Below are 1,374 nucleotides of genomic sequence, written 5' to 3'. Positions count from 1 at the left end.
AACCGGAAGCTCAAGGTCGGCGACCGCATCGTGGTGCCCTTCACCATCTGCTGCGGCGAGTGCCGGCAGTGCAAGTGGGGCAACTGGAGTTGCTGCGAGCGCACCAACCCGAACGGCAAGCTCCAGGCCGAGACCTACGGCTACCCCCTGGCCGGCCTGTTCGGCTTCTCGCACATCACCGGGGGGTTCGCCGGCGGCCAGGCCGAGTACCTGCGGGTGCCCTACGCCGACGTCGGCCCCATCGTGGTCCCCGAGGGTCTCAGTGACGAGCAGGTTCTGTTCCTCAGCGACATCTTCCCGACGGCCTACCAGGCCGCCGAGCACTGCGACATCGGCCCGGAGGACACCGTCGCCATCTGGGGCTGCGGCCCGGTCGGCGTGCTCGCGGTGAAGTGCTGCCTGATGCTGGGTGCAAAGCGCGTCATCGCCATCGACAGCGTCCCCGAGCGCCTCGCCCTGGCCCGCGAGGCCGGCGCCGAGACCATCGACCTGTCGACCGAGAACGTCCAAGACACGCTGATGGAGATGACCCATGGCCTGGGTCCGGATTCGGTCATCGAGGCGGTCGGCATGGAGTCGCACGGGGCCGACACCACCCTCCAGAAGGTGTCCTCCGCCATCATGGAGCACACCGTCAGCCTGGAGCGTCCCTTCGCCCTGAACCAGGCAATCCTGGCCTGCCGTCCGGGCGGAAACGTCTCGATGCCGGGCGTCTTCGCGGGGCCGGTCGGTCCCGTCGCCCTCGGCGTCCTGATGAACAAGGGCCTGACCCTGAAGACCGGCCAGACCCACATGGTCCGATACATGAAGCCGCTGATGGAGCGCATCCAGAACGGCGACATCGACCCGTCCTTCATCATCAGCCACCGCTCCACCAACCTGGAGGATGGCCCGGCGCTGTACGACATGTTCCGGGACAAGAAGGACAACTGCACCAAGGTCGTGTTCAAGCCGCACGGCTGAACACCCCCGACGGGGCCGGAGCACGTGCGCCAAGCACATCTGGCCCCAAACAACAATAATAAATGGAGGACAACCGATGCCGAACTATGCTTTCGATGAGGGCAACATCACCTGGCGGACGCTGGACTGGCTCCCGCACATCGCGTTCTTCGTCTACAAGGTCGACGAGGAGAACCGCATCGTCGACGTCGTGTTCAAGTTCGCGGCCAACCAGAAGGTGATGCTCCATCGGCACAAGTGCCCCTACGTCACCCTGGTGATGCAGGGCGAGCTTCGGTTCTACCGCGAGAACGGGGAGATGAAGGAGGTCCGTCCGACCGGAAGCTACGTCTCCGGTGCTGCCAACGGCGAGCCTCACATGGAGGGCGGCGGCGATGAGGACGCCATCGTGTTTTTTAGCAACCGCAACAT

The 1,374-nt window shown here is 65.0% G+C and carries 2 protein-coding genes; both read left to right on the top strand.

What is annotated here, in order from left to right:
• Positions 1 to 963, top strand: a 963-nt coding sequence (locus MKK75_RS05465; RefSeq protein ID WP_244041612.1) for a zinc-binding dehydrogenase, incomplete at its 5' end; no start/stop codon positions are given.
• Positions 964 to 1,039: 76 nt separating this feature from the next.
• Positions 1,040 to 1,374: regulator (locus MKK75_RS05460; RefSeq protein WP_244041611.1), on the top strand; the 335-nt coding region annotated here is incomplete at its 3' end.

The organism is Methylobacterium sp. J-030, assembly GCF_022829545.1.
In the GTDB taxonomy this organism is placed as follows: Bacteria; Pseudomonadota; Alphaproteobacteria; order Rhizobiales; family Beijerinckiaceae; genus Methylobacterium.
The sequence above is the reverse complement of the archived record's forward strand: the minus strand, read 5'-3'. Positions and strand labels throughout refer to the sequence as shown.